Source organism: Brucella anthropi, assembly GCF_046630315.1.
GTDB classification, from domain to species: domain Bacteria; phylum Pseudomonadota; class Alphaproteobacteria; order Rhizobiales; family Rhizobiaceae; genus Brucella; species Brucella anthropi_A.
The window spans coordinates 24,285-36,537 of sequence record NZ_LQBD01000008.1; the positions used below are offsets into that span (position 1 = coordinate 24,285).

Here is a 12,253-nt window from a genome sequence, read left to right on the forward strand (position 1 = left end):
AGGCGTCCGGGAACCTCGAAATTTCGAACCGCACTCGATTCAACTGGTTGCTGATTGGCTTTGAAACCGGAATTCGCTATGACCTCGTTTCACGGGGCTTACGAATTCCGGTTTCACCAAATCGGTGATCGGGTGTAGGCGACGCCCTCCACCCGGTCGGAGTTTTTGTATGTTTCGCTTCATATTGAATAAACTCGTCTATCTGGTTCCGACCTTCATAGGCATTACAATCGTGGCTTTTGCCTTCGTGCGGGTTCTGCCCGGCGATCCCGTGCTGTTGATGGCCGGAGAACGCGGCGTGAGCCCCGAGCGCCATGCCGAACTGATGGCGCAACTGGGCTTCGACCGCCCGGTCTGGCAGCAATATATCGACTATGTCTGGAACCTGCTGCACGGCGATTTCGGCCAGTCGCTGGTGACGAAGAAGCCTGTTCTCGTCGAATTTTTCGCGCTGTTTCCCGCAACCGTGGAACTGTCCATCTGCGCGATCATCGTGGCTATCCTGTTGGGCATTCCCGCCGGCGTCATCGCTGCTGTCAAGCGCGGTTCGTGGTTCGATCAGGGCCTGATGGGCATTTCGCTGGTCGGCTATTCAATGCCGATTTTCTGGTGGGCGCTGCTGCTCATCATCTTCTTCTCGGGCGTTTTGCAGTGGACACCGGTTTCGGGCCGCATCTCGCTGCTTTATTATTTCCCGTCCGTGACCGGCTTCATGCTGATCGACAGCCTGTTGTCGGATCAGAAGGGCGCGTTCCTGTCCGCCGTTTCGCATCTCATCCTGCCGACCATCGTGCTTGCGACGATCCCGCTCGCCGTTATCGCGCGCCAGACCCGTTCGGCGATGCTGGAGGTGCTGGGCGAGGATTATGTGCGCACCGCCCGCGCCAAGGGCCTGCCGGTGCGCCGCGTTGTCGGCCTGCATGCGCTGCGCAATGCGATGATACCCGTCATCACCACCATCGGCCTGCAAGTTGGCGTTCTGATGGCTGGCGCAATCCTCACCGAGACGATCTTCTCATGGCCCGGTATCGGCAAATGGATGCTCGATTCCATTTTCCGTCGCGACTATCCGGTCGTGCAAAGCGGACTCCTGCTGATCGCATTCATCATCATGCTGGTGAATCTGGTCGTGGACCTGCTGTACGGCCTCATCAATCCGCGCATCCGGCACAAGTGAGGGTATCATGACACACTCAGCCATTCAGCCGGAAGCAGCACACGACATTGGCAAGATGCGTGCGCTGAAGGACTTCTGGTTTTATTTCAGCGTCAATCGCGGCGCGGTTATCGGTCTTGTCGTCTTTGTCGCAATCATTCTGGTGGCAATCTTCGCGCCGTTTATCGCGCCGCACAGCCCCACGGAGCAGTTCCGCGAATTCGTCAAGGTTCCGCCCTTCTGGGAAGAAGGCGGCTCAACCCAGTTCCTGCTTGGAACGGACGCTGTCGGACGTGACATCCTGTCCCGCCTGATCTACGGCGCGCAATATTCGCTGCTGGTCGGTTTCGTCATCGTCATCATTTCGATGTGTCTCGGCATCACCGTCGGCCTCATCACCGGCTATTTCGGCGGCGGTGTCGATACGGTGTTCATGCGCATCATGGATGTCATCCTGGCATTCCCGTCGCTCCTGCTGGCGCTGGTACTGGTGGCGATCCTCGGACCGGGCCTGATCAATGCGGTTCTGGCGATCACGCTCGTTCTGCTGCCGCACTTCTCGCGCCTTACGCGTGCGGCCGTGATGGCGGAAAAGGAACGCGAATATGTGACGGCGGCCAAGCTTGCCGGTGCAGGCAAGCTGCGCCTGATGTTCAAGACCATTCTGCCGAACTGTCTGGCCCCGCTGGTGGTGCAGGCAACGATGTCGTTCTCCAACGCCATCCTCGACGTTGCGGCTCTGGGCTTCCTTGGCATGGGCGCGCAGCCGCCGACGCCGGAATGGGGCACGATGCTTGCCGAAGCGCGGGAATTCATCCTGAGCGCCTGGTGGATCGTTACCTTCCCCGGTCTTGCAATTCTCATCACTGTTCTCGCCATCAACCTGATCGGCGACGGTCTGCGCGATGCGCTTGACCCGAAACTGAAGAGGAGCTGATCAATGGCTCTGCTTGAAATCAGGAACCTTTCGGTTTCCTTCGACACCTCGACCGGCCCGTTCAAGGCGGTCGACGGCATCGACATCACCGTCGACAAGGGCGAAGTGCTGGCAATCGTCGGCGAGTCCGGTTCGGGCAAGTCGGTCGGCATGCTTGCCGTCATGGGCCTTCTGCCCAAGACGGCAACGGTTACCGCGGATGCCATGACCTTCGACGGCAAGGACCTGCGGGCGATGTCCGACAAGGAGCGCCGCAAGATCATCGGACGGGATATTTCGATGATCTTCCAGGAGCCGGTCGCGAGCCTCAATCCCTGCTTCACGGTCGGCTATCAGCTGGAGGAAGTGCTGAAGCAGCACATGGGCATGAACGGCTCGGCCAGCCGTGCCCGTGCCATCGAGCTTCTGGAACTCGTCGGTATTCGCGATGCGGCGGAGCGCCTGAAAAGCTTCCCGCATCAGATGTCGGGCGGCCAGTGCCAGCGCGTCATGATCGCGATCGCGATTGCCTGCAACCCCAAGCTCCTCATTGCCGACGAGCCGACGACAGCGCTCGACGTGACGATCCAGAAGCAGATTCTCGATCTTCTGATGCGGCTTCAGGTCGAGCACGGCATGGGCCTCATCATGATTACCCATGATATGGGCGTGGTGGCCGAAACGGCGGACCGGGTGATCGTGCAGTATAAGGGCCACAAGATGGAGGATGCCGACGTGCTGTCGCTTTTCTCCGCGCCCAAGCACCCATACACCCGCGCGCTGCTGTCGGCCCTGCCGGAAAATGCAACGGGCGACCGTCTTCCGACGGTTTCCGATTTCGTCTTTGAAAATACTGGTGCGGGAGAAGCGCGATGAGCGAGATCGTTCTCGAGGCGCGTGACATCAAGCGCGATTATCATGTCGGCGGCGGGCTGTTCGGCAAGCCGAAAGTGGTGCACGCCGTCAAGGGCGTGAGCTTCAAGGTGGAAAAAGGCAAGACGCTGGCGATTGTCGGTGAATCGGGCTGCGGCAAGTCCACGCTGGCGCGTATTCTGACCATGATCGATCCGCAGACATCGGGCGAGCTGAAGATCGGCGGCAAGGATGTGGATATTCTGCGCGACGGCCTGACGCCGGAAATGCGCCAGAAGGTGCAGATCGTGTTCCAGAACCCCTATGGCTCGCTCAATCCGCGCCAGAAGATCGGGGACGTGCTGGCCGAGCCTCTGCTGCTCAACGCCAACATGTCGGCGGAAGAGCGGCGCGCCAAGGCGATGCAGATGCTGTTGAAGGTCGGCCTTGGCCGCGAACACTTCAACCGCTATCCGCATATGTTCTCCGGCGGCCAGCGCCAGCGCATCGCCATTGCGCGCGCGCTGATGCTGAACCCGAAGCTGCTCATCCTGGATGAGCCGGTTTCCGCGCTCGATCTATCGGTACAGGCGCAGGTGCTCAACCTTCTGTCTGACTTGCAGGAAGAGTTCGGCCTCACCTATGTCTTCATCAGCCATGACCTTTCGGTCGTGCGCTACATCGCCGATGAGGTGATGGTGATGTATTTCGGCGAGGTGGTTGAATATGGTTCGCGGGACGACGTGTTCAACAATCCGCAGCATGACTATACGAAGAAGCTCTTTGCCGCGACGCCGCGGGCGGATGTGGATGCTATTCGCACGCGTGTGGAAACGCGCGCCGCCGCAAGACAAGCCGCGCATAGCTGATCCTGTCTGTACGTTGCCTGAAAACAGAAAAACCGCACATGAAAATGTGCGGTTTTTCTGTATCGGAATTGTTGTATTTTGCAGAAGAATGAAGTATAGAACCGATATTTTAGTATTTAAATTATCGGTATTGGCATGAATTTTTATTTAATTGTTTCTGTTGTTAGTGTCATGTTGTCGGCTATTTTTTGGGTGGCAAACACTGCTTGCGGTATTCTTGTTTAGACTTGCGTCCCCCGTTGCTGGTGCCAGGCCAGCGCGCGCACGATATCATCCGCCGCGACCTTGCCGATGATGGCGCCGTTCTCGATGATGCCGACATCGCCGCTGCTGTCCGCCACGGCATTCATCAGCTCGCGCACCAGCGTTTCGCGCCGGGCGGTCGCGGCAAAGGGACGGGGCGCTGCATTGCGATCGAAGGGCACCATGATGTCGCCGGCGCGAAGCACGCCGAGCGGGTTCATGTGGGCGACGAAGTCGGCGACATATTCGTCGGCGGGATGCAGGAGAATTTCCTGCGGCGTGCCGCATTGAACGATGCGCCCGCCCTCCATGATGGCGATGCGGTTGCCGATCTTCATGGCTTCATCGAGATCATGGCTGACGAAGACGATGGTTTTCTTCAGGCGTGACTGGAAGGCCAGCAATTCATCCTGCAAGCGCGTGCGGATCAGCGGATCAAGCGCGGAGAACGGTTCGTCCATCAGCAGGATCGGCGCGCCGGTTGCAAAGGCGCGGGCCAGGCCGACGCGCTGCTGCATGCCGCCGGAAAGCTCTCCCACCTTGCGTCCGGCCCAGTCCTGCAAGCCCACAAGTTCAAGCTGTTCGCGGGCCTGGGCAAGGCGCTCTTCCTTGCCCATGCCGGAAATTTCCAGCCCGAAGGCGACATTTTCCTCGACCGTGCGCCATGGCAAAAGGCCGAATTGCTGGAACACCATGGAAACAAGTTCGGTGCGCAGATGGCGAAGGGTTCCGCGGTCGGCCGTGCCGACATCGATGGCGCGCTCGCCGTCGCGCACGAGAACACGCCCGCGCGAGATCGGATTGAGCCGGTTGATGGCGCGAAGAAGGGTCGATTTGCCCGAGCCTGACAAGCCCATCAGAACGAGGATTTCGCCTTCCTCGATGTTGAGCGTGCAGTTGTGGACGCCCAGAACGAGATCGGTTTCAGCCTGGATTTGCGAGCGTGTGGCACCGCGATCCGCCAGAGCAAGCGCGTCCCCGACATTGTTGCCGAAAATGATGCAAACGTCTTCGAGTGCGATGATCGTCATCCATTTGCTCCTGGTCTCTGTTTGAGCATGATCTTATCCGAAAACCGGTTTCCACTTTTCGGGATCATGCTATTTTTCTCTGCCGGCGCGGAAGATACGGTCGAGTATGATGGCGACCACGACGATGATGAAACCGGCCTCGAAACCGAGCGAGATGTTGACCGAGTTCAGGCCGCGCACCACGGGCACGCCAAGGCCGTCGGCACCGACGAGAGCGGCGATGACCACCATTGAAAGCGACAGCATGATCGTCTGGGTCAGGCCGGCGAGGATTTGCGGCATCGCATAGGGCAGCTCGACCTTCCAGAGAAGCTGCGAGCGTGATGCGCCGAAGGCCTCGCCCGCCTCGATCAGCGAGGATGGTGTCGAGGAAATGCCGAGCTGGGTCAGGCGGATGGGAGCGGGTATCACGAAGATGACCGTGGCGAGCAGGCCGGGCACCATGCCGATGCCGAAGAAGACGATGGCCGGGATCAGATACACGAATGTCGGCAGGGTCTGCATCAGGTCGAGCACAGGGCGCATTGCGGCGTAAAGTGCGGGACGATGGGCAGCGGCAATGCCGAGCGGCACGCCGACCGCCATGCAGACGAAACATGAGGACAGAACAAGCGTCAGTGTTTTGAGCGTCGGTTCCCAGTAGCCCTGATTGATGATGAAGAGGAAGCCCACGACAGTAAGCAGGACGACCGAGATGCGACGCTGGATCAGCCATGCAATGACGGCGAAGATGGCGATCAGGAGGAGAGGATGCGGCAGTTGCAACAGGTACAGCAAGCCATCGATCAGGCCCTGCATGATTGCCGCCAAAGTGTCGAAGAAAAGTCCCAGATGGGTTGTCAGCCAGTCCACCACGGATTTGGCGGTCGGTCCGACAGGAATCTTGTAATCCGTCAGCCAGTTCAACGATCAAGTCTCCTGCTGCGTGCTTGTGATGAAGGTCCGGGAATGTGCCGGGCCGCCTGTGTCGCAGCCCGGCAGCATGCCGGGGTCAAAGGCCGAGCGCTGCCTTGACGGCGGGCAGGCCTTCCTTGCCGTCAACGGTCGTCACACCGGCGAGCCACTGGTCGAGCACGCCCGGATTGGCTTTCAGCCAGTCGGTTGCAGCCTTTGCGGGTTCTTCGCCATCATCGAGAATCTTGCCCATGATCTCGTTTTCGATGTCGAGCTTGAATTCCAGATTGGTGAGGAACTTGCCGACATTGGGGCATTCCTGCGTGTAGCCGGTGCGGACATTGGTTTCGACCTTGGCGCCGCCGAGATTGGGGCCGAAGAAATCGTCGCCGCCGGTGAGATAGGCGATCTCGAAACGCTTGTTCATGGGGTGCGGCTCCCATGCGAGGAACACCACCGGCTCCTTGCTCTTGATGCTGCGCGCGACCTGCGCCAGCATGCCCTGTTCGGAGGATTCCGCCAGTTCGAACGATTTGAGGCCGAAGGCATCCTTGTTGATCATGTCGAGGATCAGGCGGTTGCCGTCATTGCCGGGCTCGATGCCGTAGATCTTGCCGTCGAGCTTGTCCTTGAATCTCGCAATATCCTTGAAATCCTTGAGGCCTTCGTCATAGGCATATTTCGGTACGGCGAGCGTGTATTTCGCGCCGGTCAGGTTGGTGCGCAGCGTCTCCACCGTCTTGTTATCGAGATAGGGCTGGAGGTCGGCGGACATGGACGGGTTCCAGTAGCCGAGGAAGACGTCGATATCCTTCTTGCCCAGCGACGCATAGGTCACCGGCACGGAGAGAACCTTGATGTCGGTCTTGTAGCCGAGGCCTTTGAGGATTTCGGTCGCCACGGCTGTCGTCGAGGTGATGTCGGTCCAGCCGACATCCGAAAAGCGGACGGTGGAGCAGCTTTCAGGCTCGGCGGCGAAACCGGTTGCAGGCGCGCCCAGCATTGCCGTTCCCGTGGCAAGCCCACCCAGGGCAAGCGTAAGCATATAGGTCGATACGGACTTCATTGTTCTCTCCATTCACCGGGCCGTTTTGACGGATTGATTGTTTTTCCGGTTCCGGCTTTAGCAAACACCAAAGATTTCGCCATTCAAGTACCATAGCGGCGAAAATGTTCTTGATTGCGACGTTGGCTGCAGTTTCCGGCGGAAAACCGTTTCGCACCTGACTTGAAACTGCCTGTCACTCATCATTTTCCGGAACCGTCAGCCGAGGGGAAACGGGCAGGATTGCCACGCATTTGGCCGAAGCGGGTTGGCGCCATGTTACGGATCGATACCGGGGATTCAACCCTGTCAGCCGAAAATGACGGATAAAATCAGTCGGATGACCGTAAAATTCGAAGAATCCGCTCCGTTCATGGAGTTGCCGCCGGTCTGATTCCGACATTTGCTCAATGCCGATATCCGGGGCCGATATCCGGGGCCGATATCTGGGGGATGCAGATGTCGGAATCAGACCGCCGGGTTGTCGAAAAGATGAGCACACTCTATTTGAGGATTGGACAGTTTTTCAGGCCTGGCTGCTTGCGAATGGGGCTTGCGATGCATAGGTCTGTAGGGCGGCGCAGAAGCGGTGCAAAACCCGGATTTTCGGGTAAAAGGAAGGATTTCTATAGTGTGGGATGCAGTAAAGGGCGTTTTTTCCTTCCTGGGCCGATTCATCGCGGCGCTTGCCCGTCTGATTGCCGTTCCCCTGGGCGCATTATGGCGGCTTTTCCTGCGGCTTGGAATTTTGTGGAAAGTCGCCGTTGCGGTCGTCGTGATCGGCCTGGGCAGCCTTTACGTCTATTTCATCTGGCAGACTCAAGTGTGGACGAATTTCGATCCGGATTATCCGGCGAAATACAGCTATCAGAACGCGACTACGCCCGGTGAAGAGGTAAAGAGTGAAGTGGTAAAGAGCGAAGAGGTGAAGGTCGGGGCCGAACAGCCCGCCGCCACGCCTGAAACCAGCCAGACTGGCGAGGCCGCACCGGCGAATCAGCCGGTTCAGGCAGCGCAGGCGCCATCCTCCGCGCGCAAATGTTCCCGCTCGGCCATAGCCGAAGTTGCCGCCGATCTCACCGACTTCAATGTCAACCAGAATGCATGGATTTCCTCCATGCTGCTCTACAAGCTCGGTCTTTTCGGCCTGGACTGGGATCGCACGCCCTTCCTCGACAACAAGGCTTCGTTCCAGCGCGGCATCAATGCGGCGGTGCGCCGTACCGCGATTGAACTCGTCGACAATATCGGTCGTCTGCGCGGCACATCGCAGATCGATGGCGACCTGCAAAAGGCGCGCGGCAATCTGCAATTTGCCGAGGATTCCTGGTATTTCGGCCTGAGCCCCTTCGGCCCGAAGACGCCGACGCCCAGCTATTATCGTTCGGCGATCAAGGATCTGCGCGCCTTCAACGGGCGGCTTGAAAACTGCCAGGCGACGTTTGATGCCCGCGCGGACAATCTGATCCAGTTTGTCGACCGTATCGCGAGCGATCTCGGTTCCACCTCGGCCATCCTCAAGGACCGGGCGGAGAATTATCACGCGGGCTGGTTTGACACCCGCGCGGACGACCGCTTCTGGTTCGCCTATGGCCAGCTTTATGCCTATTACGGCCTGCTGCGCGCCGCGCATTCGGATTTCCGCGGGGTTCTGGCCGAAAAGCACCTCGACGGCGTGTGGGATGAAATGGAAAAGCAGCTTCGGGCGGCGCTCGACATGCAGCCCTTCATCGTTTCCAATGGCGACCCGGATGCGTGGATCACGCCGTCGCATCTGACCACGATGGGCTTCTACATTCTGCGTGTCCGTTCCAATCTGGTCGATGTGAAACAGGTTCTGGAGCGCTGACCGGCCATGGAACTGCCAGCTTCCTTGCGGCAGGCGGTGGATGCCGCGCTTGAGGGCGTGGCCCTGGCCGATCTGAAGCGCGCATCCGAAATGCTTTCACGCCGTTACCGCGCCGAGACGCGGGACGGGCGGATGCATATTTCCGACGATCTTGCGGCCAAGGCCTATCTGGCGGCGCGCCTGCCTGCGACCTATGCGGCGGTTCGCGCCAGTCTGGACAGCGCCGCCGAGGTCTGTCCCGATTTCGCGCCGCGCTCCATGCTCGATGTGGGGGCAGGGCCGGGGACGGCTCTGTGGGCGGCCCGGCAATGCTGGCCGACGCTTCAATCGGCGACGATGATCGAGGCAAGCCCCGCGATCCGCGCGGTGGGGAGCGCTCTTTCGCAAAGCATCGGGCTGGCCGATCTCGACTGGCGCGCAGGGGATGCAGTTCGGGAAAAACTCGATTTTCCGCAGGCCGATCTGGTGACGATTGCCTATGTGCTGGACGAGCTTGCGCCTGAGAAGCGGCAGGCGCTGATTGAGTGCCTGTGGGCATCGGCAAGGCAGATGCTGGTGATCGTGGAGCCCGGCACACCGGCGGGCTGGCAGCGTATTCTTGATGCGCGCCGGGCGCTCGCCGCCGCAGGCGCAACCATCGCAGCGCCCTGTCCGCACCAGTTCGACTGTCCGCTGGTGGCACCCGACTGGTGCCATTTTTCACGCCGCGTCGCGCGCTCGCGCATTCATCGCCTGACCAAGGAGGCGGAAGTGCCATGGGAAGACGAGAAATTCATCTATCTGGCCGCCGTGCGTGAAAAGCCTGCCGAAGCGGCGGCCCGCGTCATCGCGCCGACGCGGGTTGGCGGCGGCAAGGTTTCCATCAAGCTTTGCACGCAGGATGGGCAGGCGGAAGAACGCCTGACCACGAAGCGGGATGGAGAATTTTTCCGCTGGGCGCGCCGCGCCGATTGGGGCGATGCTTTCCTATGATGCCTGCAGGACCGGCCTTGCGGCAGGGCGGTTGATGATGAACACCATGGCCGCGGCGGCAAAGCACATGGCGCCGGCGAGGATCAGGGCCGGGGTATAGCTGTCATAATCCGTGCGCACGAGCCCGGCAAAGGCTGCGGCGGCTGCGGCCCCGATCTGATGGCCGGTGAAGACCCAGCCGAAGACCAGACCGGCCTTTTCCGGGCCGAAACGCTCAGCGGCAAGCTTCACGGTCGGCGGCACCGTCGCCACCCAGTCCAGCCCGTAGAAGACGGCGAACAAGGCCAGTTCATAAACGGTGAAATCGGTAAACGTCAGATAGATCAGCGACAGGCCGCGCAGCGCATAGAACCAGAACAGGAGCCAGCGATTGTCGAACCGGTCGGACAGCCAGCCGGACATGATCGTGCCGATGAGGTCGAATGCGCCGATCACGGCAAGGATGCCCGCCGCCCCCACCGGCGCGATGCCGAAATCGCCGCAAAGCGTGATCCAGTGCGTCTGGATCAGGCCATTGGTGGAAAAGCCGCAGACGAAGAAGGTCAGGAACAGGACCCAGAAGGTTGCGGTGGACGACACGTCGCGCAAGGTGACGAGCGGCGAGGCCAGCATGGCGCCGAAGCTCTTGCGGGGTTCGGGGGCCGGAAGCGGCGCTGTGCGGCCGAAAGGCTTGAGACCGATATCCGCCGGATGATCGCGCATCAAGGCGAGAACCAGCACCAGCGCGGCAACAAGGAAGCAGATGACGATGGTGAGCGATGTGCGCCAGCCGATCGTCTGGCTGACGCTGGCGAGGATGGGCATGAAGACCAGCTGGCCGGTGGCGTTGCTGGCGGTCATGAGGCCGACGACGAGGCCGCGCCGCTTCTCAAACCAGCGCGCCGCAACGGTTGCGCCGAGCACAAGCGCGGTCATGCCGGTGCCGAGGCCGATCACGATCCCCCAGAGCGCAACCATCTGCCACTCCTCGGTCATGAAGATGGAACCGATAAGGCCGGCCGAAATCATGATGAGGGCGGTTGCAACGACACGCCGCAGGCCGAACTGGTTCATGAAGGCAGCCGCGAACGGCCCCATGAGGCCGAAAAGCACGAGGCGAAGCGCCATTGCGAAGGAGATATTCGCATTCGTCCAGCCGAATTCCCGCTGGAGCGGATCGATCAGGATGCCCGCCGATCCCATCGCGGCAGCGGTCGCCAGCATGGTCAGGAAGGTGATGGCGGCGACGATCCATCCGTAATGGATGTTTCTCCGGGCGAGAAAGCTTGCAAGGCGGACAGAAATCATCTTTGGCGCTTTCGGGTTCATGTCGGCTTTGGGCCAGCCGTTCGCTCCATAGCAGGCGTGCGGCCTCAAGTCATTGTTTTCAGTCAAAAGTCGTCGGTTCGATCAAGGCTGCGCAGCAGGCTTTGCAGCTGCTCCACGCCATCCTCTCCCAGCCGGGCTTCGATTGTCTCCTGCGCACGGTCCCAGAGCGGGCCGCCGCGCTCCACCAGATCGCGGCCCTCGGCGGTCAGCGCAACATTGGTCTCGCGATGGTCTTCGCCGGGTGCGGGTTCGATCAGGCCCATGCGCTGCAAAACCTTCACATTGCGGCCCATGGTCGATCGGTCCAGCTCGGACAGATGTGCGAGTTCCGTCAGCGAAATGGAGCCTGCGCGGCGAATTTTGCGCAGTGTGCTGAACTGCGCCACATTGATGCCGAGCGGCGCCAGCACATTGTCATAGACGCTCGATGTCTTGCGGGCTGCCTGACGCAGAAGAATACAGAAACACGGATGGGACATATTGCGGGTATATACCCGTAAATAACCGATGGCAATATGGAACTGAAAGATCGCGCGTTCACTGCTGCCAGCCTGCTGACAGCAACGATGCCCGTTCAGACGGCGATATAGGCGGTTTCCTTCACTTCCTCCATCACGGCGTAGGTGTGCGATTCCCGCACACCGGGCAGGGAAAGCAGGGCTTCCGACAGGAAGCGGCGATAGTGATCCATGTCGGATACACGCGCCTTGACGAGATAATCGAAGCCGCCGGCCACCATGTGGCATTCCAGAATGTCGGGATTGCTGCGGGTGAAGGTCGAGAAGGTTTCGAAGACTTCCGGCGTGGTGCGGTCGAGCTTGATCTCGATGAAGACCAGCATGGCCCGGTCGAGCATCTTGGGCGAAAGCCGCGCCGAATAACCGAGAATATATCCTTCCCGCGTCAGTCGCTTCACGCGCTCGGCGGTTGCCGTCTGCGAGAGATTTATGCGATCGGCCAGTTCCGTATTGGTCAGGCGCCCGTTCTCCTGAAGGGCGCGCAAAATACTCCTGTCCATCGCATCGAGATTTTTCATCCGTTGTCCCCAATGGCCGTTTATGGTGACGGCTCTGTTCTTGATTTTTGGATATGTGTTTGAGTGGCCACGGAAATGAATC

The 12,253-nt window shown here is 59.9% G+C and carries 12 protein-coding genes; 6 read left to right on the top strand and 6 right to left on the bottom strand.

What is annotated here, in order from left to right:
* Positions 1-169 precede the first annotated feature (169 nt).
* The 4 genes from AVM02_RS05835 to AVM02_RS05850 are packed head-to-tail and all read left to right on the top strand — an operon-like array spanning position 170 to position 3,793.
* A complete protein-coding gene (locus tag AVM02_RS05835; protein WP_411506039.1) occupies positions 170-1,177 on the top strand; it encodes an ABC transporter permease subunit in 1,008 nt (335 codons plus the stop codon).
* 7 nt (positions 1,178-1,184) lie between these two features.
* Complete coding sequence (locus AVM02_RS05840; protein WP_411506040.1) at positions 1,185-2,093, top strand: ABC transporter permease subunit; 909 nt, start codon at positions 1,185-1,187, stop codon at positions 2,091-2,093.
* Between the two features lie 3 nt (positions 2,094-2,096).
* Complete coding sequence (locus tag AVM02_RS05845; protein WP_411506041.1) at positions 2,097-2,948, top strand: ABC transporter ATP-binding protein; 852 nt, start codon at positions 2,097-2,099, stop codon at positions 2,946-2,948.
* The gene (locus AVM02_RS05850) at positions 2,945-3,793 is read left to right on the top strand and encodes a dipeptide ABC transporter ATP-binding protein (RefSeq protein ID WP_411506042.1); all 849 of its coding nucleotides are present in this window, start codon (positions 2,945-2,947) and stop codon (positions 3,791-3,793) included. The genes AVM02_RS05845 and AVM02_RS05850 overlap by 4 nt, the downstream gene beginning before the upstream one ends.
* A gap of 221 nt (positions 3,794-4,014) precedes the next feature.
* On the opposite strand, the gene choV is transcribed toward AVM02_RS05850, so the two are convergent.
* From choV to AVM02_RS05865, 3 genes are all read right to left on the bottom strand, one after another.
* Positions 4,015-5,067, bottom strand: a complete 1,053-nt coding sequence (gene choV, locus AVM02_RS05855; RefSeq protein WP_411506043.1) for a choline ABC transporter ATP-binding protein — start codon at positions 5,065-5,067, stop codon at positions 4,015-4,017.
* A gap of 69 nt (positions 5,068-5,136) precedes the next feature.
* On the bottom strand, positions 5,137-5,973 hold the full coding sequence (choW, locus tag AVM02_RS05860) for a choline ABC transporter permease subunit (RefSeq protein WP_411506044.1): 837 nt from the start codon (positions 5,971-5,973) through the stop codon (positions 5,137-5,139).
* A gap of 85 nt (positions 5,974-6,058) precedes the next feature.
* Positions 6,059-7,027 carry a choline ABC transporter substrate-binding protein gene (locus AVM02_RS05865; RefSeq protein ID WP_411506045.1) on the bottom strand — a complete coding sequence of 323 codons (969 nt, stop codon included), beginning with the start codon at positions 7,025-7,027 and terminating at the stop codon, positions 6,059-6,061.
* Between the two features lie 607 nt (positions 7,028-7,634).
* Here AVM02_RS05865 and AVM02_RS05870 point away from each other — a divergent pair.
* Both AVM02_RS05870 and AVM02_RS05875 read left to right on the top strand, forming a co-directional pair.
* Positions 7,635-8,855, top strand: a complete 1,221-nt coding sequence (locus tag AVM02_RS05870) for a DUF2333 family protein (protein WP_411506132.1) — start codon at positions 7,635-7,637, stop codon at positions 8,853-8,855.
* 6 nt (positions 8,856-8,861) lie between these two features.
* Positions 8,862-9,827, top strand: coding sequence for a small ribosomal subunit Rsm22 family protein (locus tag AVM02_RS05875; protein WP_411506046.1), 966 nt, complete (start codon positions 8,862-8,864; stop codon positions 9,825-9,827).
* Here the strand turns inward: AVM02_RS05875 and AVM02_RS05880 are convergent.
* The 3 genes from AVM02_RS05880 to AVM02_RS05890 all read right to left on the bottom strand — a co-directional run bounded on the left by AVM02_RS05880 (position 9,822) and on the right by AVM02_RS05890 (position 12,171).
* On the bottom strand, positions 9,822-11,114 hold the full coding sequence (locus AVM02_RS05880; RefSeq protein ID WP_411506047.1) for an MFS transporter: 1,293 nt from the start codon (positions 11,112-11,114) through the stop codon (positions 9,822-9,824). The two genes, AVM02_RS05875 and AVM02_RS05880, sit on opposite strands and share 6 nt — an antisense overlap.
* A gap of 83 nt (positions 11,115-11,197) precedes the next feature.
* Positions 11,198-11,614 (bottom strand): MarR family winged helix-turn-helix transcriptional regulator, encoded by a 417-nt coding sequence (locus AVM02_RS05885; RefSeq protein ID WP_411506048.1) that lies wholly within the window; start codon positions 11,612-11,614, stop codon positions 11,198-11,200.
* A 95-nt stretch (positions 11,615-11,709) separates the two neighbouring features.
* Positions 11,710-12,171, bottom strand: a complete 462-nt coding sequence (locus tag AVM02_RS05890; RefSeq protein ID WP_061345885.1) for an Lrp/AsnC ligand binding domain-containing protein — start codon at positions 12,169-12,171, stop codon at positions 11,710-11,712.
* Between the last annotated feature and the right edge of the window lie 82 nt (positions 12,172-12,253).